Annotated in this window: 22 protein-coding genes; 9 read left to right on the plus strand and 13 right to left on the minus strand. The window is 66.1% G+C overall.

Going from position 1 to position 18,804, the window contains the following annotated elements; all coding sequences use genetic code 11:
- The first annotated feature begins 33 nt into the window (after positions 1-33).
- Both dnaJ and AC4ELS_RS03745 read left to right on the plus strand, forming a co-directional pair.
- The gene (dnaJ, locus tag AC4ELS_RS03740) at positions 34-1,200 is read left to right on the plus strand and encodes a molecular chaperone DnaJ (RefSeq protein WP_055110693.1); all 1,167 of its coding nucleotides are present in this window, start codon (positions 34-36) and stop codon (positions 1,198-1,200) included.
- Positions 1,197-1,571, plus strand: coding sequence for a heat shock protein transcriptional repressor HspR (locus tag AC4ELS_RS03745; protein ID WP_064881745.1), 375 nt, complete (start codon positions 1,197-1,199; stop codon positions 1,569-1,571). Before dnaJ ends, AC4ELS_RS03745 begins: the two co-directional genes overlap by 4 nt.
- On the opposite strand, the gene AC4ELS_RS03750 is transcribed toward AC4ELS_RS03745, so the two are convergent.
- From AC4ELS_RS03750 to AC4ELS_RS03760, 3 genes are read right to left on the minus strand one after another with little or no spacing between them, the layout of a single operon-like run.
- Entirely contained in the window at positions 1,568-2,470 is a 903-nt protein-coding gene (locus AC4ELS_RS03750) for an aldose 1-epimerase (protein ID WP_498883154.1), read from the minus strand. The two genes, AC4ELS_RS03745 and AC4ELS_RS03750, sit on opposite strands and share 4 nt — an antisense overlap.
- Positions 2,471-2,489: 19 nt before the next feature.
- Positions 2,490-3,656, minus strand: coding sequence for an FAD-binding oxidoreductase (locus AC4ELS_RS03755; protein ID WP_499045933.1), 1,167 nt, complete (start codon positions 3,654-3,656; stop codon positions 2,490-2,492).
- A complete protein-coding gene (locus tag AC4ELS_RS03760) occupies positions 3,643-4,674 on the minus strand; it encodes an ABC transporter permease (protein ID WP_499045935.1) in 1,032 nt (343 codons plus the stop codon). The genes AC4ELS_RS03755 and AC4ELS_RS03760 overlap by 14 nt, the downstream gene beginning before the upstream one ends.
- A gap of 99 nt (positions 4,675-4,773) precedes the next feature.
- Between AC4ELS_RS03760 and AC4ELS_RS03765 the strand changes: the two genes are divergently transcribed.
- Positions 4,774-5,424, plus strand: coding sequence for a TetR/AcrR family transcriptional regulator (locus AC4ELS_RS03765; protein WP_499045938.1), 651 nt, complete (start codon positions 4,774-4,776; stop codon positions 5,422-5,424).
- Between the two features lie 41 nt (positions 5,425-5,465).
- Here the strand turns inward: AC4ELS_RS03765 and AC4ELS_RS03770 are convergent, their stop codons facing one another.
- From AC4ELS_RS03770 to AC4ELS_RS03795, 6 genes are all read right to left on the minus strand, one after another.
- The gene (locus AC4ELS_RS03770; protein ID WP_499045940.1) at positions 5,466-6,089 is read right to left on the minus strand and encodes a CYTH domain-containing protein; all 624 of its coding nucleotides are present in this window, start codon (positions 6,087-6,089) and stop codon (positions 5,466-5,468) included.
- 37 nt (positions 6,090-6,126) lie between these two features.
- Complete coding sequence (locus AC4ELS_RS03775; protein ID WP_064960990.1) at positions 6,127-6,795, minus strand: GAP family protein; 669 nt, start codon at positions 6,793-6,795, stop codon at positions 6,127-6,129.
- Between the two features lie 66 nt (positions 6,796-6,861).
- A complete protein-coding gene (locus AC4ELS_RS03780) occupies positions 6,862-7,320 on the minus strand; it encodes a nucleotide disphospho-sugar-binding domain-containing protein (protein WP_499045942.1) in 459 nt (152 codons plus the stop codon).
- Between the two features lie 69 nt (positions 7,321-7,389).
- On the minus strand, positions 7,390-8,043 hold the full coding sequence (locus tag AC4ELS_RS03785; RefSeq protein ID WP_499045944.1) for a glycosyltransferase: 654 nt from the start codon (positions 8,041-8,043) through the stop codon (positions 7,390-7,392).
- A 106-nt stretch (positions 8,044-8,149) separates the two neighbouring features.
- Positions 8,150-8,311, minus strand: a complete 162-nt coding sequence (locus AC4ELS_RS03790) for a hypothetical protein (RefSeq protein ID WP_498883158.1) — start codon at positions 8,309-8,311, stop codon at positions 8,150-8,152.
- A gap of 69 nt (positions 8,312-8,380) precedes the next feature.
- Entirely contained in the window at positions 8,381-8,605 is a 225-nt protein-coding gene (locus AC4ELS_RS03795; RefSeq protein ID WP_498883159.1) for a hypothetical protein, read from the minus strand.
- A 353-nt stretch (positions 8,606-8,958) separates the two neighbouring features.
- On the opposite strand from AC4ELS_RS03795, the gene clpB reads away from it, so the two are divergent.
- Positions 8,959-11,505 (plus strand): ATP-dependent chaperone ClpB, encoded by a 2,547-nt coding sequence (clpB, locus tag AC4ELS_RS03800; RefSeq protein WP_064960991.1) that lies wholly within the window; start codon positions 8,959-8,961, stop codon positions 11,503-11,505.
- Positions 11,506-11,608: 103 nt separating this feature from the next.
- Here the strand turns inward: clpB and AC4ELS_RS03805 are convergent, their stop codons facing one another.
- Both AC4ELS_RS03805 and AC4ELS_RS03810 read right to left on the minus strand, forming a co-directional pair.
- The gene (locus AC4ELS_RS03805; protein WP_448448448.1) at positions 11,609-12,688 is read right to left on the minus strand and encodes an NAD(P)H-dependent amine dehydrogenase family protein; all 1,080 of its coding nucleotides are present in this window, start codon (positions 12,686-12,688) and stop codon (positions 11,609-11,611) included.
- A complete protein-coding gene (locus AC4ELS_RS03810) occupies positions 12,685-13,716 on the minus strand; it encodes a Rieske 2Fe-2S domain-containing protein (RefSeq protein ID WP_499045947.1) in 1,032 nt (343 codons plus the stop codon). The genes AC4ELS_RS03805 and AC4ELS_RS03810 overlap by 4 nt, the downstream gene beginning before the upstream one ends.
- Positions 13,717-13,806: 90 nt before the next feature.
- Here AC4ELS_RS03810 and AC4ELS_RS03815 point away from each other — a divergent pair, with 90 nt between their 5' ends.
- Genes AC4ELS_RS03815 through AC4ELS_RS03835 form a run of 5 tightly spaced genes read left to right on the plus strand, consistent with a single transcriptional unit; the run spans position 13,807 to position 17,744 of the window.
- Positions 13,807-14,451: a TetR/AcrR family transcriptional regulator gene (locus AC4ELS_RS03815; protein ID WP_499045949.1), complete on the plus strand. Its 645-nt coding sequence runs from the start codon at positions 13,807-13,809 to the stop codon at positions 14,449-14,451.
- Positions 14,452-14,510: 59 nt separating this feature from the next.
- Positions 14,511-15,377 carry a trehalose monomycolate transport factor TtfA gene (gene ttfA / locus AC4ELS_RS03820; protein ID WP_055110682.1) on the plus strand — a complete coding sequence of 289 codons (867 nt, stop codon included), beginning with the start codon at positions 14,511-14,513 and terminating at the stop codon, positions 15,375-15,377.
- Between the two features lie 35 nt (positions 15,378-15,412).
- The gene (locus AC4ELS_RS03825) at positions 15,413-16,189 is read left to right on the plus strand and encodes an SDR family NAD(P)-dependent oxidoreductase (RefSeq protein ID WP_499045952.1); all 777 of its coding nucleotides are present in this window, start codon (positions 15,413-15,415) and stop codon (positions 16,187-16,189) included.
- 18 nt (positions 16,190-16,207) lie between these two features.
- Positions 16,208-17,098, plus strand: coding sequence for a hypothetical protein (locus AC4ELS_RS03830; RefSeq protein WP_463790812.1), 891 nt, complete (start codon positions 16,208-16,210; stop codon positions 17,096-17,098).
- The gene (locus tag AC4ELS_RS03835) at positions 17,091-17,744 is read left to right on the plus strand and encodes a TrmH family RNA methyltransferase (RefSeq protein ID WP_064881713.1); all 654 of its coding nucleotides are present in this window, start codon (positions 17,091-17,093) and stop codon (positions 17,742-17,744) included. The genes AC4ELS_RS03830 and AC4ELS_RS03835 overlap by 8 nt, the downstream gene beginning before the upstream one ends.
- On the opposite strand, the gene AC4ELS_RS03840 is transcribed toward AC4ELS_RS03835, so the two are convergent.
- Together AC4ELS_RS03840 and cynS are read right to left on the minus strand one after the other, a co-directional pair.
- On the minus strand, positions 17,710-18,237 hold the full coding sequence (locus AC4ELS_RS03840; protein WP_064960996.1) for a nucleoside deaminase: 528 nt from the start codon (positions 18,235-18,237) through the stop codon (positions 17,710-17,712). The two genes, AC4ELS_RS03835 and AC4ELS_RS03840, sit on opposite strands and share 35 nt — an antisense overlap.
- Before the next feature lie 25 nt (positions 18,238-18,262).
- Positions 18,263-18,730 carry a cyanase gene (gene cynS, locus AC4ELS_RS03845; protein WP_064881710.1) on the minus strand — a complete coding sequence of 156 codons (468 nt, stop codon included), beginning with the start codon at positions 18,728-18,730 and terminating at the stop codon, positions 18,263-18,265.
- Between the last annotated feature and the right edge of the window lie 74 nt (positions 18,731-18,804).

Below are 18,804 nucleotides of genomic sequence, written 5' to 3' on the forward strand. Positions count from 1 at the left end.
TCCAACTAGAGAGAAGAGGTAAGGAGGTGGCGCATGGCCCAACGCGAGTGGGTCGAGAAGGACTTCTATAAAGAACTCGGCGTCTCCTCTGACGCCAGCGCCGACGAGATCAAGAAGGCCTACCGGAAACTGGCCTCGGAACTGCATCCTGACCGCAATCCCGATGCGGGAGCGGCAGAGCGGTTCAAGGCGGTTTCCGAGGCGAACAGTGTTCTGTCGGACCCCGCGAAGCGCAAGGAGTATGACGAGACCCGCCGGTTGTTCGCCGGGGGTGGGCGTCGGTTCAACCAGGGCGGGAACTTCAGTGGCGGATTCGGTTCCGACGGAGCCGAATTCAACCTGGGCGACCTGTTCGATGCGGCCGGCCAGAGCGGCGGTGCCAACATCGGTGACCTCTTCGGCGGGCTGTTCGGGCGCGGTGCACAACCGCGGCCGAGCCGGCCCCGCCGGGGCAACGACCTGGAAACCGAAACCGAGCTGTCCTTCCTGGAAGCCACCAAGGGCGTGGCCATGCCGCTGCGGCTGACCAGCCCGGCACCGTGCACCAACTGCCACGGCAGCGGTGCGCGGCCGGGAACCAGCCCCAAGGTATGCCCGAACTGCAACGGCTCCGGTGTGGTCAACCGCAACCAGGGGGCATTCGGGTTCTCCGAGCCCTGCACCGAATGCCGGGGCAGCGGTTCGATCATCGAGCACCCGTGTGCCGAATGTCAGGGCACCGGCGTCACCACCCGGACCCGCACGATCAACGTGCGGATCCCACCGGGTGTCGAGGACGGTCAGCGTATTCGGCTGGCCGGCCAGGGTGAGGCCGGGCTACGAGGTGCACCCTCGGGCGACCTCTACGTCACCGTGCACGTGCGTCCGGACAAGGTGTTCGGGCGTGACGGCGACGACCTGACAGTGAGCGTTCCGGTCAGTTTCCACGAATTAGCTCTTGGGACAACGCTTTCCGTTCCCACCCTGGAAGGCAAGGTCGGTGTGCGGGTGCCCAAGGGCACCTCCGACGGCCGGATCCTGCGGGTGCGCGGGCGGGGGGTGCCCAAGCGCTCCGGCGGCCACGGTGACCTGCTGGTCACGGTGAAGGTCGCAGTGCCGCCGAACCTGGAAGGTGAAGCGGCAGAGGCGCTGGAAGCGTATGCGAAAGCCGAACGGGCCAGTGGTTTCGATCCGCGGGCCGGATGGGCAGGCAACATATGAGCCAGCGGAAAGAGGAAGCCCGTACGTTCTTGATCTCGGTGGCCGCCGAGCTGGCCGGTATGCACGCGCAGACCCTGCGCACATACGACCGGCTCGGCCTGGTCAGCCCGCAGCGCAGTTCCGGCGGCGGGCGTCGCTACTCCGAACGTGACGTCGACCTGCTCCGTGAGGTGCAGCGGCTGTCACAGGACGAGGGCGTCAACCTCGCCGGGATCAAGCGGATCATCGAACTGACCAATCAGGTTGACGCGCTGCGCACGCGGGTTTCCGAGTTGACCCAACAGGTCGACCAACTCACCGACCAGCGGCGCGACGTTTCGGTGGCGTCGAAAGCGGTGGTCCTGTGGCAGCCGCGCAGGGGTGCACGCTAGCTGACTCTGATCGAAAAGGTGGCCGTCTCCGGACTTCCGGGGGCGGCCATTTTGTAACTTCCGCGGTGTAGCGCGTCGGTCGGTGCGGTCATCGGCTCGATGCCCACCACGGCATCGCTGCCCGGCGCGAACAGCTGCGCTGCGGTGTAGCCCGCGTCGAAGGTGACCTCCACGCGGCGGTCCGCACCGGACAGTGCGAACACCGCCCCCGGCTCGAGATCGTCGAACCCGTCGTCCAGTTCGGTGGTACCGAGACGTTGCCTCCCACCCGGCCACTGCCGTGATTCGCCGGTGGGTAGGCCCCGCTCATCCACGAGCAGGTGCCGCATGGCGGGGGACTGCAACTGCCAATCCTCGCGCGGCACATCGGGAATCGTCACGTACGGGTGATAGCCGTAGCACAGCGGGACGTGTTGTTGGGCCGTCGGTGTCACGGTGGTGGCCACCGTAAGGGTCCGGTCGGCCAGCGTCACCGCCATCGTGAGGCGGTGGGGGAAGGGGAACGTCGCCAGCAGGCTTGGCTGGGCACTCCAGTCCAATTCCGCTATCAGTACGTTCCCGAGTTTTTCGATCACCTGCCAGTCCGGACTGGCGGCCAGCACACCGTGCATCGGCGCCCCGTGCGCATCAGCGCGCACACCGTTGACCCCTGGGGTCACCTGCACGGTGGTGTCGTCGACACGGTACTCGTTGGCGCTCAGTCGGTTTGCCCACGGATACAGGATGGGAATCCCCATGGTCTTGCCGTCGGCGACATAGGCGTGCAGACCGCGCCGCTGGCCCAGATACTCGACGGGGCCGTCGGTCAACGACGTGCAGATCATCCCTGCGTCCGGAACGTAGGTGGCCGTCAGTGACGACGACGGGTCAGACAAGGTGACTGGGTGAACCTCGGCCATGCCGCCAGTCTGGCACGCGTCAGCGCGTCAGCGGGTCGTGCTGGATGCGCTCGGCCGGTGCACCTCGCTCAACCAGCGCGGCCTTCGTCGCAGTGACCATGTCCGGTCCACCGCAGATGAGGATCTGCCGATCACCCCAGTTGCCGAATTTCGTCACGACCTCGGCCAGCGTGCCGGTCTGGCGCACGTGCAGCCCGCGCGGCGGCCGGACGTCGGGATACTGGCCGGCCCACGGGGGATCGGTGCTGTACTCCGACACCGGGGTGACCGACAGCCACGGATTGGTCGAGGCGATGTGCCACAGCGTCTTCAGGTCGTACAGGTCGCACGGATAGCGGCCCCCGAAGAACAGGTGCACGCGGGGATTCTCGCCGTGCAGCGTCATGTCCATGATGATGGTGCGCAGCGGGGCCAGGCCGGTGCTGCCCGCCACCATCAGCACATCTTCGCCATCGCGGTCGACCTGCAGGCCGCCGTGCGGGCTGGACAGGCGCCAACGGTCGCCGATCTTGGTCTCCGCGACGACGGCAGTGCTCACCATGCCGCCGGGCACGGACCGGACGTGGAACTCGATGGCTCCCGAGCGGTCCGAGGGAATGGCCGGGCTCAGATAGCGCCAGCGCCGCGGCCACTGGGGCACCTGGACCGTGACGTATTGACCGGGGTAGTAGAACAGCGCCTGGTCGAGCTGCAGCCGGATCACCGAGACATCGCGGGTGACCCGGTGGTGTTCGATGACAGTGCCGTCGCAGTACGCCGGAGATTCCTCGGCGTCGGCGGCCCCGCGCATCACCCCGATGATCAGGGCCACCGCGTCGCGGGTGGTCTCGGCCAGGGCGTCGTCCCAATCGGCCTCGAGGTGGTCGTGCAGCGCGTTGAACAGCGCTTCCTGCATCGAGTCGTAATGACTCTGCGTCACACCGTACTTGCGGTGGTCTCTGCCGAGTTGAGCCAGGAACGCCACCGGCTCCTCCGCCCGCTGGGCGATCAACTCTCCGAACAGCCAGGTCAGGGCGCGGGCGAAGACCTTGCGCTGGCTGTCCATATCGGGGGGAAACAGATCGCGGGCCGAGAGGTCGGTGGCGAACCAGCGCGTGTAGAAATCGCGGATCAGCGGCTCTGAGCCCTGCGTGAGGTCGACGGCGTTCTGGAGTGTCTCCAGCGCTGCACGGTCATCGAGGCCCACGGAGCTGCATCATAGGCGCGGAGCGGCTCGGGCGCCGTAAAGCGGCCATGATCACCAATGACAGGCCGACGACGACCCAGCAACCGAGCACGATGATCGCCGAGTCGGCCCCGGCTCCGTCGAAGTAGGCGGTGGACCGCAGCAGCGTCGCAGTGGCCCCCTGAGGCAGCAGCTGGCCGAGCTTGCCCCAGCCGGACGGCAGCATCTCCGGCGCAGCGGTCAGCCCGGACAGCGGGTTGCCGAGTAGCAGGGCCAGCGCCGCGCCCACGCCCAATCCGACTTTGCCGAACATCGCTCCCAAGCCGAGCATGAGCAATCCGGCGGCAGCAATTCCCAAGGTCAGGCCTGCGGCCACGCCCCACAAGTTCGAGTCGATCGAACCGAACACGTAACGCAGCAGGGCTGCCACCGTGATGCCGGCGAGTACGGAGAACACGATGGTGGCGGTCAGGCGGGTCCACACCTCACGGCGCAGCATCAGGGTCAGAGCGACCGCAGGCAACATCCCGGCCAAGGTGATCGGCAGGGCAGAGGCGGCCAACCCGGTCCCGCGCGGATCCTGGGCGGTGGGTGGGGCCAGGTCCTCGGTGTGCAGGGACAGTCCCGAGTGCGCCGCGATACCGCCACCGATCTGGGTGAGCAGCTGTGCGACGGCCGGGCTGCCTCCGGTCGCGGTCAGCATGGTCGGCCCATCGGGGCCGAAGGCGATGCCGCCGTAGACGTTTCGGTTGAGGATCGCCTCCCGCAGGGTGGCCTCGCCGGGGTAGTAGGTGACCTTGAACGCGCCGGGGGCCTGCTGTTCGAGTCTTTGGGCGACCTGGCTGGTGGCGGCCTGGGGGCCCGCCGCACCGATCGGGATCTGGTGGGGCTTGGAGCGTGAGGCGGGCAGGGCGAAGGCGATGGCAACGACCGCGATCGCGACGGTGAGGGCGGCGACGATACCCATGGCGCGCAGGGCGGCGGGTGGCGCATGTTCAGGTGCCGCGTGGTGGGGCGTGGAGACCTGTGTCGAGAGCATCATTCCCTCTTTTCATCCGACGTTGAATTAATCGGTTGATGTGAGGGTAACGTCCGCCTCGGATGTTTTCAACAGTCATTGAAATGATAGTGTCGATGTATGGCTTCACCAGGGAAAACTGCGAGCCGGCGCGGGCGACGTCAAGGTGACCCGGTGTCCCGCGACGCAGTGCTCGCGGCGGCCAAGCAGCGCTTCGCAGCCGAGGGGTACGAGAAGACGACGCTGCGGTCTATTGCTTCCGACGCGCATGTCGACGCGTCGATGGTGCTCTACCTGTTCGGATCGAAGGCCGACCTGTTTCGGGAGTCGCTGCGGCTGATCCTCGATCCCGACGTGCTGGTGGCCGCCCTGGAAGGGCCGGAGGCGGAGATCGGCGAACGGATGGTCCGCACCTACCTGACGATGTGGGAATCACCCGACACCGCAGCCAGCATGCGGGTCATGCTGCAGTCCGCGACATCGAATTCCGATGCGCACGTGGCATTTCGAACGTTCATGCAGGACTATGTGCTCGCCGCGGTGTCCGGCGTGCTGGGTGGCGGCGAGCAGGCTCGATTGCGGGCCATGCTCGCCGCATCGAATCTTGTCGGTACCGCGATGCTGCGGTATGTGATGGCAGTGCCGCCGATGGCGACGTTGTCCGGCGAGGAGGTTGTGCGCCTACTCGCGCCGACAGTGACTCGCTATCTCACCGCCGATGCGGCGGAGCTGGGGTTGCCGGAGTTCGAGGCGGACAGCCCTCAGCAGTGATCTGGACGCGCTCGGGCAACCGTCAGTCAGGGCCGCGGCCGTCAGCTGCCCTCGAACTGATTCTGGCCCAACGTATCCACGAAGGTAGGGCCGCGGCGCGCAAGCTCACCCCGGTATTCGTCGGCCCAGGTGCCGAATGGATTGTGTGCCAGGTATTCATTGCGGAACCGGTCGTCCTCGGAAACCTCGGAAACGCAGAATGACGGAATGGCCAGATCGACAACCGGCCCGCCGCGTTCGACTTCCGAGAGCAATAGCGGTGCGTTCCGGCCCAGGAACTGGTCGATGATCCAGCCGTCCTCGCCGAGCCACATCGAATAGCGAACCTTGGCAACCACATGTTCGGATCGACCGACGATCTGCGCCGCGATCAATGGGTCGAGTTCGCGTTCGGCCTCGTATCGGGTGCCGCCGACGGCCGGACCTTTCGCGGTCATGGTCCCCAGCGATTCATCTCCCAAAGTCGCGACGAGTTCGGCGGGAGCGCCGCCCAATTCTGCGGGCGCGGGACCCTGGACCCGAACGCGGACCGCATATCCGTCGGAAGCGAACAGATATGCCTGGACGATCAGTGCTGGTGCGGGATCCGATGCTGCCACTGCGGGCAATTCGCGGACAAAGAACTTCCGCTCGAATTCGAAATCACCGAAACCGGATTCGGACATGCGCACACCGTAGCGTCTCCTGCGCCGAATACGTCGCCTATAGCGCGTGAATTCCCTTGTAGAGCACGAGCAGGCCGATCACCACGAGAATGGCGGCAACCAACACGGCGTGGTTGCGTTCCATCCAGTCTTTTAGCCGGACCAGCGCGGGGTCCAAGCGCTCTCCCGACACCGCATAGGCGAGGATCGGCAGCGCGACGGTCGATCCGGCCGCCAACACGTAATAGAGCCCCGCTGCCCACACCCCGGGCTGGCCCAGGCCGGCGCTACCGATGGCCAATCCTGCTGCCGCGCAGATGAACAGCACCTTGGGATTCACCACGGTGAGCACCGCGCCGGCGGCCCCCGCCTTGACCGGCGTGAGCGTGCTGAGCTTGGTCATCCAGCCCGGCATGTGCTCGGATTTGGCCCGGGTGAGAAAGCGGTAGACGCCGAAGACGATGAGGGCGGCGCCCACCACGATGCGTAACCACGAGGCCCAGGTCGGGGCTGCGTTGAGCCCGCCGAGCATGCTGGAGACGCCGACGAAGATCGTGGTCAGCGCGGCCAGTCCGACGAGCCACCCCGTGAGGAACGCCAGGCCGGCGGGCCGGGGGTGAGGGGTGTGCAGCACCAGCACCGCGGGAATGATCGACAGCGGCGACAGCGCCACCACCATTGCCAGTGGAATGAGTTCGGCAAGCACCGAACCCCAGCTTTCAGTCATTGCCGCCCTCTCGATGCAGTCCCGAGCAAAACCTAGCAAGCATCGAGTCGCCTGGGAGGTGAGTGCTCACCAACGTCCGGTCGCAACGTCCTCCACGGCATCAGCGGCATGTCCGGGCCCGCCGTGGGAACGGATCTCGTCGCGAATTGCGTCGAGGTTCGCCCGGATCTGCTGATCGGTCGCCACGCCGAGTACCGCGTCGCGGATCTCCGCCGTACCGGGTAGATCGTCCGGAAGGTGACGGCCGGCGCCGATCGCCTCCAGGTGGGCGGCGTTGGCCGGCTGGTCGACGGCCTGCGGTAGGGCCACCATCGGCACCCCGAACCACAGCGCTTCGGTGCACGAGCCCATGCCCGCGTGGGTGATGAAACAGTCCGCCCGTTGCAACACCGCCGGTTGGGGGACGGTAGTGCGCAGCTGGACCCACGGAGGGACGGCACCCAAGTCATCGACGTCGGCGCGGCCGGCGGCCAGCACCAGCCGCCAGCCCTGTCCGTCGAGCGCACCGATCACGTTGCGGTACACGTCGGCTCGGTCTGTGTAGGCCGTGCCGAAGGCCAGCAGGGCCAGCGGACCGTCGCCGTCCGGCGGGCTCTAGTCGCCCGGATCCTCGCGACGCGGATCGATGCACGGTCCCACGAACCGATAGCGATCACCCACCCGGTCGGCGTTGCGCTGCATCACGCGGGGGAGCAGCGCCAGGCAACGTCGCGGCACGCCGGTCACCTCGTCGAACGTCAAACCTGACCGCGAATCGGTCAGCCAGTCGTCGAACGTCTGGCGGTAAGCCACGCCACTGGGACTGCCGAGGATCGGGCCGAGGGTCTCGGCCATGTCGTCGAAATAGCCCTCCCATGCCACCTCGCTGGGTGACAACTGAGCGGCCGGTACACCCCACTGCTCCGCAGCCACCGGACCGGCCATGCCGCCGATGTCGTAGAGCACGAGGTCGGGCCGATCATCATCCAGAGCGGCGTGAAGCTGGGGCAGCACGTGGATGGCCTCGTCGAGGAACATCCGCATGCCGGCCACCGGATCGGCGTCGTCGAAGCTCTCCGGTGCCCCGGGCGCACCGGGCAGCACCGAGGTGCAGGAGATGACGTCCGCCCCGGTCGGGGTGACCAGGCCGGCCAGATGCCCGCCGACCAGGTAGCTCACCCGATGGCCGCGGCGCGCCAACTCGTGAACCACCGCCAAATGCGGGTACATATGGCTGGGTGCGGAGGCGGCGACGACGGCGATGTGCACGTGATCGAGTCTGCCTGCCAATTTCGGCGGAATGCACGCGCTACGGTGGGTTTGGCGCGAGCGAATCGACATGGTGTGTGGGGGAGCTGCTATGACGTTGCCACACTCAGGATGGTCTGCCGACGCGGCGATTCCCGGGCACCGTCGAGGTTTCGGTTACCCACTCGGGCAGGAGGTTCTTCTCCTTCGCGAGCTGCCGGGCCGTCGTGCCGAGGACATCGATTGTTCGATCGGTGACCGACATGGTCGTCAACTTGCCGTCGTTCATCCGGCGACGCCGATCCCTGGGTTTGTCGGTAGGGACACCCGCACGGTCGAGTTTGAAGTCACGGCCCCATCAGGTGAGCCGCTGTGGTTGATCACCAGAACGGGCGGGAGGCGGGCCCAGCAGCTCGCCGTAACCGACCCCGAGCACCGTGAGTACGGCCGGCTTGTTCAGACCAGTTCCTTCTGGCGACGGGTCCACGGTGCTCGGATGTCCATGCGGTTGCAGGACAGTCAGCAGTGTCTTGCCACTACCGAGTTCTACCTGAACCCGGTTGACCGCCTCGATGTGGTTCATCAGCAGATCCATGACTCGGCCGGCGCGGTGATTGCAACCCTGACTCGGCGGAGACGGAATCCTGCCCCGCAGCGGAATCGGTTCGAGTACCAGCTGGAGTGCTCACGGGCAGTAGCTCAGCCTCTGCCCGCCCTGCTGTTGGCCGCGCTGTTCGCTCACTATTTCTATGACCGGATGGAGGATCGAGAGAGCTTCTTCGACAGGGCTGCGTTCGGGTTGTCTCGCCCGTCATGGGAGTCCTGAGTCGTCTGAAAGCTGCGTCACAAAATTTCTAAAGTTGAGCGGAACAGACTCAACCTTGACTACGTTGTAGATCACGACAAGCATTTTCTCTATCGAAAAAGGGAGGTGTCGTGGACTCGTTCAACCCGACGACCAAGACTCAGGCGGCGCTGACCTCGGCGTTGCAGGCGGCCAGTTCCGCAGGCAATCCGGAGATCCGTCCCGCCCATCTTTTGATGGCACTGCTCACTCAGAACGAGGGCATTGCCGCACCCCTGCTCGAGGCCGTCGGCGTGGACCCCGCGACGATTCGTGCGGGGGCGCAACGACTGCTCGACCAGTTACCCAGCGCCAGCGGCGCAAGCAGCCAACCTCAACTGAGCCGGGAATCGCTCGCCGCGATCACCACGGCCCAGGGCCTGGCCACCGAGATGGACGACGAGTACGTCTCCACCGAACATCTGATGGTCGGCCTGGCCACCGGTGACTCGGAGGTCGCCAAACTGCTGACCGGGCACGGTGCCTCACCCGAGGCGCTTCGCGAGGCCTTCACCAAGGTGCGCGGTAGTGCCAGGGTCACCAGCCCCGACCCCGAGGGCAGCTACCAGGCGTTGGAGAAGTACTCCACCGATCTGACCGCCCGCGCCCGGGAAGGCAAGCTCGACCCGGTCATCGGGCGCGACAACGAGATCCGCCGTGTCGTACAGGTGCTGAGCCGTCGCACGAAGAACAACCCCGTGCTCATCGGTGAGCCCGGTGTCGGCAAGACCGCCATCGTCGAGGGCCTGGCCCAGCGCATCGTCGCCGGCGATGTCCCGGAAAGCCTGCGCGACAAGACCGTCATCTCCCTGGACCTCGGATCCATGGTGGCCGGCGCGAAGTACCGCGGTGAGTTCGAGGAGCGACTCAAGGCTGTGCTCGACGACATCAAAGAGTCTGCCGGGCAGGTCATCACGTTCATCGACGAGTTGCATACCATCGTCGGCGCCGGTGCCACCGGTGAATCCGCGATGGATGCGGGCAACATGATCAAGCCCATGCTGGCCCGTGGTGAGCTGCGACTGGTCGGTGCGACCACGCTCGACGAGTACCGCAAGTACATCGAGAAGGACGCCGCCCTGGAGCGCCGGTTCCAGCAGGTACTGGTCGGCGAACCGTCGGTCGAGGACACCGTCGGCATCCTGCGCGGCCTCAAGGACCGCTACGAGGTGCACCACGGTGTGCGCATCACCGACTCCGCATTGGTGGCTGCCGCAACGCTTTCCGATCGCTACATCACCTCGCGATTCCTGCCGGACAAGGCCATCGACCTGGTCGACGAGGCCGGATCCAGGCTGCGTATGGAGATCGACTCTCGGCCCGTCGAGATCGACGAGGTCGAGCGGCTCGTCCGTCGCCTCGAGATCGAGGAGATGGCGCTGGAGAAGGAAGAGGACGACGCCTCCAAGGAACGTCTGGAGAAGCTGCGCGGTGAGCTGGCCGACTACAAGGAGAAGCTCGCGGAGCTGACCACCCGTTGGCAGAACGAGAAGGGCGCCATCGACATCGTCCGCGAGCTCAAGGAGCAGCTGGACACGTTGCGCGGTGAGGCCGATCGGGCCGAGCGTGACGGTGACCTGGCCAAGGCCGCCGAGCTGCGCTACGGGCGCATCCCGGAGGTCGAGAAGAAGCTCGATGCCGCACTTCCCGTGGCCGAGGCACGCGAGAACGTGATGCTGAAGGAAGAAGTCGGTCCCGACGACATCGCCGAGGTGGTCGAGGCGTGGACCGGTATTCCAGCCGGCCGGATGCTCGAAGGCGAGAGCGCCAAGCTGCTGCGCATGGAGGAGGAGCTGGGCAAGCGCGTCATCGGCCAGAAGGCCGCGGTGACCGCGGTGTCGGATGCGGTGCGCCGCACCCGGGCCGGGGTGGCCGACCCCAACCGGCCGACAGGTTCGTTCATGTTCCTGGGCCCGACCGGTGTCGGCAAGACCGAGCTGGCAAAAGCGTTGGCGGAGTTCCTCTTCGACGACGAGCGTGCCATGGTCCGCATCGACATGAGCGAGTACGGCGAGAAGCACTCGGTGGCTCGGCTGGTCGGTGCGCCTCCGGGATACATCGGCTACGACCAGGGCGGTCAGCTGACCGAAGCGGTGCGGCGGCGTCCGTACACGGTGGTGCTGTTCGACGAGATCGAAAAGGCCCACCCGGACGTGTTCGACGTGCTGCTGCAGGTGCTCGACGAGGGCCGGTTGACCGACGGCCAGGGCCGTACGGTCGACTTCCGCAACACGATCCTGATCCTGACCTCCAACCTGGGTGCCGGTGGCACCGAGGAGCAGGTGATGGCGGCGGTGCGGGCGGCGTTCAAGCCGGAGTTCATCAACCGGCTCGACGACGTGATCCTGTTCGACGCACTGAATCCCGAGCAGCTGGTGTCGATCGTCGACATCCAGTTGCAGCAGCTGCAGAAGCGGCTGGGACAGCGCCGGCTCACCCTCGAGGTGTCGCTGCCTGCCAAGACGTGGCTGGCCGAGCGTGGTTTCGACCCGCTCTACGGTGCCCGCCCGCTGCGCCGCCTGGTGCAGCAGGCCATCGGCGACCAGCTGGCCAAGATGTTGTTGGCCGGCGAGGTGCACGACGGCGACGTGGTGCCAGTCAACGTCAGCGCGGACGGTGAAGGCCTGATCCTGGGCTGATCCAGCCGCCATTGCCGCGAAACGGTATTCCAGCAGAGAAAGTCCGAGTGGACGCCTGCTGGAATACCGTTTCGGCGCGAGAGGTGAGTGCTAGAGGTGAGTGCTAGATGTTGAACCGGCCGGCGAAGCCGCGCAACGGCACGTCGGCACTCGTCAACAATCCCGGCGGTGCCTTGACCACCGACGCGATCGCGTTGAGCGCGGGCAGTCCGGTCACGGTCATGCCTATCGACGCGAATGAGGTCGGATCGGACAGGTCCACACCGGGTTTCGGGAAGATCATGTGCTTGTTGTAGACGCACGGATCGCCCTTGATCTGAGTGATGTAGCAGCCCTTGATGTCCCAGCTGGGATCGGTGTGCGGGGTCATCTGCCATTCCAGATGGGTTTCGACGCGCGGCACCCCGTCGACCATGCCCTGGTACTTGATGTAGTTGCCGCCGAGGGACCCCTTGGGCAGCGTGTACCAGCCGAGGTCGACGTCCTTGGTGCAGGCGCCGAGCTCGTAGGTGAACTTGACCTCGTCGAGTTCCAACCCGAAGCAGTCGGCCATCATCAACACGCTGTCTGCGAACACCTCGGTGTACTTGCGCAGCTTGCCCGGGATCGAGGGATCGTCGACGGGCAGACCGTAACCGACCTCGATCCAGGTGTCCTTGCTGTGATGGCATGACACGTCGACGGATTCGATGGTGGTGACGTTCTCGATCTCGGCGACATCGGCGGAGCACACCACGCCCAGGATCTGGTTGAGGCCAGGGTTCATGCCCGTGCCGTAGAACGTGGAACCACCTTTTTCGCACGCTTCGGCCAGCAGCTGCGACACCGGCTTGCCGGAGGGGTGCGGGTGATTGGTGTCGCGGTGCCAGCCGGTGATCCAGTCGGCGGTGGTGACGATGTTGATCCCGGCCTCAAGGACTTTCACATACAGGTCCTCGTCCGGAAAGACGCCATGAAAAGTGAGCACGTCAGGCTTTGCGGCGATGATCTCGTCGATCGAGCCGGTGGCGGTGACCCCGATGGGATCGATGCCGGCGATCTCACCGGCATCGCGTCCTACCTTTTCCGGTGTGTAGCAATGCAATCCGATCAGTTCAAGATCGGGTCGGTGTCTGATGCGTTTGATCATCTCCGTGCCGACATTGCCGGTGGCGACCTGGAAAACCCGGATCTTCTCGGTCATAGGGTGTCCTTTTTCCTCACACTTGCCAGGTCTGCGGCGGATCCGCCCAGACCGTCCGGATAGAACTGCATGGCCCACTTGCGGATTGCGGTGAAGCCCTCGTACTCGGCGGTCGCCAGCGCCGGGGGATCGGAATAGCGCTGGTGTGACCAGATGTGGATGTCCTGGGTGAACTGGCGGATCACCTCGTCGCCGAATTCGGCGGCGCGCTCGCCGGCCCGGGGAGTGTCCTTGCCGGGGGTTCGGCCGATGTAGACCATGAACCGCACGTCGGAGGTGGATTCGTCGACAGGGGTGACCGCGGAAATGGTGCGGTTGTCGATCATGCCCCAGCTCTTGGTCACCGCGATGCCCAGACCGCCGTTGATGGCCTCGACACCGCTGCGGACATCGTCGATCGACTGTTGATCGTCACCCTCGAACGTGATGGTGAAGTCGACGTAGGAGATCGGCGCGGTGAAGTCGTGGCGGGTGAACACCGGCACGATCGGGGTCTGGTGGACGTACTTGAAGTGGGCGAAGTCGACGCCGTTCTCCAGTACGTACTGCGGATGCAGCTCGAGCCCGGCGCGAAATAGTCGCTGTTGCGGGTAGTAGTCGGCGGCGCTGCTGCCGTCGGCGAACGACGCGAAGACGTCGGGCGCCTCGAAGAACGGCTCTCGTCCGTCGATGTCGTGCCAGATGTAGATGGCCTCGTTGCGCTCGGCGACGGGGTAGGTGCGCATCCGGCGGCCGCGGTTGGGCCGGTCCTGGTAGGGAATGCAAACGTTGCGGCCCTCGGCATTCCACTGCCAACCGTGGAACGGGCATTGGATGACCTCGCCGACGACCTGGCCGCCGAATCCGAGATGGGCCCCGAGGTGTTCGCAGTAGGCGTTCATCACGGTCACCTGCCCGGCTTCCGAGCGCCAGGCGACCATCTCCTCGCCGAAGTACTTCATGGCATGCACTGCACCGACCTCGACCTGGTCGGACCAGGCGACCTGGAACCATCCCGTCGGTTTCATCGACAACGGTGGTTTGGCCATGACGGGAATCGTAGGAGGATCTGTGAAACTTGTGAAGGGTTTAGTAGAGGGTTCTACGAAACTCGTCTCCGACCGGCTAATCTCTCGGAGATGACCGAGACCGAGGCGGGAGCGCGGCGGACCAACCGACGCGGCCTGGCCACGCGGGAGAACATGCTGGAAGCCGCGCGCAAGGCGCTGGCCACCGGCGACCCGGGAGCGGTGTCGGCCAACCGGATCGCCAAAGAGATCGGTGCCACCTGGGGCGCGGTGAAGTACCAGTTCGGCGACATCGACGGATTCTGGGCGGCCGTCCTGCAGCGCACCGCGGAACGCCGCGCGGGCATGCTGAGCCACCGCGACGATGGTGCGCCGCTGCGGCACCGCGTCGCCGGCATCATCGACCTGCTCTACGACGGTCTGACGGCCAGCGATTCGCGGGCGATCGAGAACCTGCGCGCAGCCCTACCGCGCGACCACGCCGAACTCGAGCGGCTCTACCCGAAGACCGCGGCCGAACTCTCGTCGTGGGGGCAGAGCTGGTTGCAGACCTGCCAGCAGGCCTTCGCCGACCTCGACGTGGATCCCGAGCGGGTTCGTGAGGTGGCATCCTTCATCCCCGGCGCAATGCGCGGCATCACCTCCGAGCGTCAACTCGGCACCTATACCGACCTCGATGTGGCCCGGCGGGGGCTCACGAATGCGATCGTCACCTACCTCGAAGCGTCCCGGTCACAGCGCTCTGATCACCAGTAACCGGGTTGTGACCTCACAAGGTGGGGGCATTTCCGCCGTCAACAAGTAGGCTAGGCCCGATGGTCCCGCTCTGGTTCACGCTGTCCGCACTCTGTTTCGTGGGTGCGGCCGTATTGCTGTACGTCGACATCGACCGTCGGCGTGGGTTGGGACGGCGCCGCAAGTCGTGGGCGAAGTCGCATGGCTTCGACTACGAGCACGAGTCGCACGAGATCCTCAAGCGCTGGAAGCGCGGGGTGATGTCGACCGTCGGTGACGTCACGGCCAAGAACGTCGTCCTCGGCCAGATTCGTGGCGAGGCGGTGTTCATCTTTGACATCGAAGAAGTCGCGACAGTGATCGCGCTGCACCGCAAGGTCGGCACGAACGTCGTCGTCGATCTGCGGCTCAAGGGCATCAAGGAGCCCCGGGAGAGCGACATCTGGCTGCTCGGTGCGATCGGTCCGCGGATGGTGTACTCCACCAACCTCGATGCCGCCCGTCGCGCGTGCGACCGCCGGATGGTCACTTTCGCCCACACGGCTCCGGACTGCGCCGAGATCATGTGGAACGAGCAGAACTGGACGCTCGTCAGCATGCCGGTCACGAGCACCCGTGCCCAGTGGGACGAGGGACTGCGCACGGTGCGTCAGTTCAACGACCTGCTGCGGGTGCTACCCCCGGTTCCGCAGAACGGCGTGGCACCACAGTCCGGTCAGGGCAGCCAAGCTGCACTGGCTCGTCGCGCCAGCTCGCCGAGCCGCCCGTTGGCGCCGACCCCGGCCGGGCGTCGCGAACTGCCTCCGGGCCGGGCCGATGCGGCACCCGGACGTGGCGACGTGAGCCGCTACACCCAGCCGCGGCAGGAGCCGGGCCGCCCGGACGCGATCCGTCGCACCCCGCCGCCGGCCCGCAACGGGCGTCACGCACCGCACTACCAGCGCTAGCCGGCGCGGCAGAGCAGATAAGTACCCTCTAGGTCGTGCCTCGTCCTCTCGCGCTGATCACCGGACCGACATCGGGGCTCGGCGCCGGATTCGCCCGCCGCTACGCGCGCGACGGTTATGACCTTGTCCTCGTGGCCCGTGACGCGGCACGGCTGGAACACCTCGCCGCCGAGCTGCACGCCGAGGTCGGTGTAGACGTCGAAGTACTCCCGGCGGACCTGGCGTGCGCCGCCGACCGGGCCAAGGTCGCCGACCGGCTGCGCGCCGGGGTGCAGGTCCTGGTCAACAACGCCGGCTTCGGCACATCGGGTGAATTCTGGACTGCCGACCTCGTCCAGCTGCAGGCCCAATTGGATGTCAACGTCACCGCGGTGATGGAACTGACGCACGCCGCGCTGCCGTCGATGATCGAGGCCGGCCGCGGCACCGTCATCAATGTGGCCAGCGTCGCCGGTCTGGTGCCGGGGCGCGGATCGACCTACTCGGCGTCGAAGGCCTGGGTGGTCTCGTTCACCGAGGGGCTGGCCAACGGGCTCGGCGGTACCGGCGTCGGGGTGCATGCCCTGTGCCCAGGGTTCGTCCACACCGAGTTTCATGCCCGTGCGGGCATCGACATGGCGGGCACACCGTCGTTCCTGTGGCTGCAGGTCGAGGACGTGGTGCGCGAATGCCTGGCCGACGTGGCCGCAGGCAAAGTGGTCATCGTGCCCGGCCTGCAGTACAAGGTGCTCACCACTGGGGGGCGGATGGCTCCGCGAAACCTGGTGCGCGCCATGACAAAAGCAGTGGGAAAAGGTCGTGGGAGAACTTAGGACAGAACTGCCGTGGCAGTGCGGGCGCTGATCGCGGCGGTGATGGCGGTACTTCTCGTCGTCACCGCGGGCTGCACATCCGATGAACCGGGACGCACGTACGAGGCTTCGACTGCTGCGCTCGGCAAGTCGCTCGACATCCTGGGCTGGAACCTGAAGGTGTCGAATCTTCGATTCGACTCTGACCACGTACTGGTCGACGTCGAGGGTTCGGCCGGCGGTGACGCCCACGCCAAACCCGAGGACATCCGGTTCGGTCTGTACGGTGCCCTGGCGCATCCGATCGAGGCCGACGCACTCCACGGCTGCGACGCGATGACCAACCTGGGGATCCGGCCGCTGTCCGCGCCGGCCCCTGACAAGCTCAGCGGCACAGTCTGTCTGGGGCCGCAACGCGACCAGAGCCAGGTACGCGGGGTCTACGTGTACTCGCCGCGCGAGCGAATCCCCAAGACCACCGTGGCCTACCCGGCGGCCTTCCCGGTGGGCATGCTGCCCACTGATGTCAACGACACGGGCATCACCGTCAGGACCTCCAGCGTGGACGGGTTCAGTGCCGACGGCGGGCAACTGGCGCCGACGGCGATCGGTGACCCCACGGCTTTCAGCGGCAAGGGCTACATGCTGCTCGGCCTCGAAATCGCCGGTGCAGCAAAGCGTTACGCCGAGGATTCGGCGGGGCGTGGTGGACCGTTGATGGTGGTGGCCGGCCCTACCCTGCCCCCGCCGGGGCTCAGTCATCTCTGCTCGGTGTACGGCTCGTCGGTGCTGCTGCTGCCGGAAGCCAGCCGTGAGGCGGTCAACGTCCGGGCCTCGTTGTGCACCCAGGGAGAGATGACCGCGGCGCTGCTGTACGCGTCGGTTTCGGTCATCGGCACGCACGCGGCACTGTGGACCACCGGTGGCTGACGCCGTCGGCCCGACCGAGTGGGGCGAGAGCCCGGGCGTGGGCCCCTGGGTAGGCGCTCCACCCTCCGGGGATGAAGCCGCGCGCTACGATCCCGACCTACTGCGCGACGGCGATACCCGCAATGTCGTTGACGCCTACCGGTATTGGACCCGTGAGGCGATCATCGCCGACATCGACCGGCGGCGGCACCGGCTGCACATCGCGATCGAGAACTTCGGCAACGACGCCAACATCGGTGCGGTGGTGCGCACCGCCAACGCCTTTGCGGTCGACACCGTGCACATCGTGGGGAAGCGCCGCTGGAACCGACGGGGCGCCATGGTCACCGACCGCTATCAGCGGTTGTGCCACCACGACAGCACCGCCGAACTGCTGGCGTTCGCCGCCGACGCCGGATTGACCGTCGTCGCAGTCGACAACGTGCCCGGCGCCGTACGTCTTGAGCAGACCGAGTTACCCCGCGACTGCCTGCTGATCTTCGGTCAGGAGGGTCCGGGCATCACGCCGGAGGCGCAGGGCGGGGCTGCCGTCACGGTCTCGATCGCTCAGTTCGGCTCGACCCGCAGCATCAACGCCGGTGTCGCCGCGGGAATTGCCATGCACGCGTGGATCACTCGCCACGCGGATTTTTCGCAGGCCTGGTAGGGGTGGGCGCTCCGGCCACCCGGCGTTCGCCACCGTTTCGCTCCTGCCAGAGCTTGTAGACATCGACCGCGGAGTCGCGCGGTTCGTAGCGCATCGGCAGGCGCCGTTCATTCCACGGCTTGGCGAACTCGTCGTAGAACGTATTGAGCTCGAAGTACTTTCGATCGTCGACGTAATGTGGTTCGTAGGCGTCCCGGGTGGTCAGGAACACGACTTCGTCCGGCGAGCAGTAGTAGAGCGAGCCCAGACACATCGGGCAGGGTTGGGCCAGGACATAGATCGTGGCACCGGTCAGGTGCTCGGTGCCGAGCTTGGTGCACGCCTTGCGGATCGCGAGGATCTCCGCGTGCGCGGTGGGATCATGGGTCTGGGCAACCAGGTTCGGGCTCTCGGCCAGGATCGCACCGTCTTTGACGATCACGGTGGCGAACGGACGGCCGCCCTCGGTGACGTTCCGGCGTGCGATGTCGATGGTGTGTTGTGCGAAGTCCATGAGACCTCCTCGATTTCGGACTCGATCAAAAAGGTTTGGTGGGAAGGTATTTGCCGTCCAAAGTGATCACGGCGCGTTCCCCGCCCTCCGGATCGGCGACCTTGCGCACATCGAGCTTGAAGTTGATGGCACTGATGATGCCGTCGCCGAACTGTTCGTGAACCAATGCCTTGAGCGTCGTGCCGTAGACCTGGAGCATCTCGTAGAAGCGGTAGATCGTCGGGTCGGTGGGGACACCGCCGGGGATCGAACCGCGGGTCGGGATGGTCTGCAGCAGCATTGCCGCGTCGTCGTCGAGACCCAGTAATGCGGCAACCGCGACGGCCGACTGGGCAGGCAGCGCGTGCTGGCCGAGGACGGCAGCGGTCACGAATGCCGTTGAGAGCTCGGCAACGTCGGCGATCTGCTGCCAGGTGAGATCCTTGCGGGTCTTGGCCTCGACCGCTGCGATGGCCAGGGCCTGGCGGGCGGTCGGGTCGAACTGCGCGTGCATGGGTTCACTCCATTCGATGGGAGCCGGACTTGGACAACCGGCGGTATATCAACCACCCTGCGCGCGAACTTCTA

Source organism: Mycobacterium shunyiense (assembly GCF_058270035.1).